3 protein-coding genes are annotated in these 2,570 nt (G+C 63.2%); all 3 read right to left on the bottom strand.

Annotated elements, in window-relative coordinates:
- On the bottom strand, positions 1-902 hold a 902-nt coding region (locus QOI01_RS12635; protein WP_526381369.1), incomplete at its 3' end, for a BamB-related PQQ repeat family beta-propellar protein.
- Positions 903-913: 11 nt separating this feature from the next.
- The gene (locus QOI01_RS12630) at positions 914-1,375 is read right to left on the bottom strand and encodes an MSMEG_3727 family PQQ-associated protein (RefSeq protein WP_526381367.1); all 462 of its coding nucleotides are present in this window, start codon (positions 1,373-1,375) and stop codon (positions 914-916) included.
- A gap of 779 nt (positions 1,376-2,154) precedes the next feature.
- Positions 2,155-2,570 (bottom strand): peroxidase family protein (locus QOI01_RS12625; RefSeq protein WP_526381365.1); only part of this gene is annotated, 416 nt, incomplete at its 5' end.

Here is a 2,570-nt window from a genome sequence, read left to right as displayed (position 1 = left end):
TCGACGTCCAACGCGACGACGCTGTCGGTGTAGAGGTTGTCGCCCTCGCGGACCTCGCCGTCGAAGTCGGGTGCCGGGTTGCCGGTGCCCGCGTAGTACAGGTTCAACTCCGGGTCGTACGTCCCGGTGACCCAGTGGTTCGCGCCGCCGCGCGCCCAGGCCTCACCGTCGGCGGGCCACGTCTCGGAACCCTTCTCGCCGGGCTTGGGCACCGTGTACGTGCGCCACAGATGCTCGCCGGTCTCCAGGTTCCAACAGTCGATGTGGCCACGCACACCGAACTCGCCGCCAGCGCCGCCCGTGATGAGCGTGTCCTTGATCACCAACGGAGCCATTGAGGCGCTCTCGCCCGCACGCACGTCACCAGTCGTCTTCTCCCACACCACCTTTCCATTGGTGGCGTCCAGCACGATCAAGTGGGCGTTCGGGGTGACGAAGTACACCTTGCCGTTGGCCACCGCGCAACCGCGGTTGACGTTCCCGCAGCAGAGCGAGACGTCGAAGGGCACCGCGTGCTTGTAAGTCCAGAGCTGCTGACCCGTCTTCGCGTCGAGAGCCCAGAACCAGCCGTCCCAGCCGGTGACGAACATGACGCCGTCCACGACCAGCGGGCACGCCTCGAACGCGTAGGTCGAAGCACCCGCGATGTGACCGGAGGTGCCCGCCTGGAACATCCAGGCCGGACCGATGCTCTTGACGTTTTCGGTGTTGATCTGGTCCAGCAGGCTGTACCGCTTGCCGTCATAGTCACCGTAGTAGGTGAGCCAGTTCTGGGATTCCGAACGTGCGTCGAGAAGGCGCTCGTAGTTGACGTTGTCGGTCACCGCGGGCGCGGTGCCGGTCTTGGCGCTCAGCGCGCTGTGGTCGATCGCCTCGCCGGCATCAATGTATTCAATGGTCATTAGGGTTCCTCCTAGGGGCGTGGCTGGTCGGGACGGTCGAGACGGGCGTGCGGCGGCACCTCGCCGAGCACGACGATGGCGGCGGTGAGTCCCCGACCTTCGTCGTTGCCGCCGGGCGAGCTGTACCAGTAGTAGCCAGGGCCGTCCAGGTTGAGCTTCGCTCGGCCCTTCGAGTGGTTGAGCAGCCAGAGGAACTTCTTGTCGCCATTGCTCGGGAACAACGCGGAGTGCGTGTTCTTGTCGTCGTTGATGACCGTCAGTTCGAGATTGCCGCCGTGCGGCAGGACCAGGACCGCAGGCTCCCATGCGACCGAGTCCTCCTTGATCCGGATCGTGGCCTCCATCGTGCCGTCGGCCCGTTCGGTGGCTCTTTCGATGGAACCGGTTCCGAGTAGCCGACCAATGGTTGCGTGGTTCTGTGTGTCCAAGCCGAGTTCGCTCAGTAGGTTGGCTGGTTCATCAGTGATCGTCATAGGACCTCACCTCCTCATCAGTGAAACTTCGTTGTTTGTTTGTGTGGAATGCGAAATCCGTTCAGGACGGATCGCATTCACGTCCTATTTGCTGAATTCCTATTTGCTGAATTCGGCGAGCCGAAACTCCGGTTGGCTGTATAGATCCTCGGCTCCATCTGGTCGGTTACATCTCGCCGCATAATGCCGTCGGTCGTCGAATCACTTCGCTCACCCGAGCGCCTGTTTCGAGTCTGTAACTAAGTGAACGATAGATTCGGTGAACCCCTACGTACAGGCATTACCGCCAGGTGGTCGTACCCCGCCGTTCGCACGCCGCTAGGTGCCGTTCGTCGTGATGCCAGTCACATCTGTGGGTGTTACGGCCGCGAGGTAGTGTTCGCGGCCGGTAGCCGGGACTGCAAGTTCGCCTTGAGACTGGACCAAAGGCTCCATCACATCGTCACTGCGTTGGGCCAGTCCCGTGCTTCCATACCGCGACGCTGGCCCCCGCAGGCTGGTGCGGCGTCGGCGGCTGGGCACGCCCGACGAGGTTCGTGTTCCCGGCGCTTTTGGTGAGCAAGCCGACGTTGGGGCATCAAGTGCTCGCCGGGCCGATCCGCTGTTCTCCGGCGACGCCGTCACCCTCATTCAGAATGCGGCACCGGGGATATCCGCGGGCGGTGAACAATATGGCAGTGAAAGCGTTCATGGCGGCGTTCCGCAACGAATACGGCGGCGTTCCACAACAAAGGAGTCCACCGTCGACGAGTAAGTCCGCCCTGGCGGATACCAATGGGTCAGGGCAGGTCGAACAAGTCGAGGTTCATGACCTTGTCCCACGCGGACACGAAGTCGCGCATGAACTTCTCCTCAGCGTCCTCGCTCGCGTAGACCTCCGAGATTGCGCGCAGCACGGAGTCGGCCGCGAAAGCGAGGTCGACGCGACTGGCGACCCACTTGACCTCGCCGGTGTGCCGGTCGCGGCCCTCGTACGTTGCCGTCCGAACGGCGGTGTCCGTCCTCGGTGCCCACTCGGTGTCCACGTCAAGAAGGTTGACGAAGAATTCGTTGGTCAGCGTCCCTGGCGTCGAGGTGAACTCGCCCAAAGGGGACTGGCCGTGGTTGGCGCCGAGCACGCGCAGCCCACCGAGCAGCACTGTCATCTCGGGGGCGCTCAGGGTCAACTGACTCGCGCGGTCGACGAGCAGGTGTT

The sequence above is a fragment of the Mycobacterium sp. genome (assembly GCF_032162605.1).
GTDB lineage: Bacteria > Actinomycetota > Actinomycetes > Mycobacteriales > Mycobacteriaceae > Mycobacterium.
This window is presented reverse-complemented; position numbering and strand designations above follow the sequence as displayed.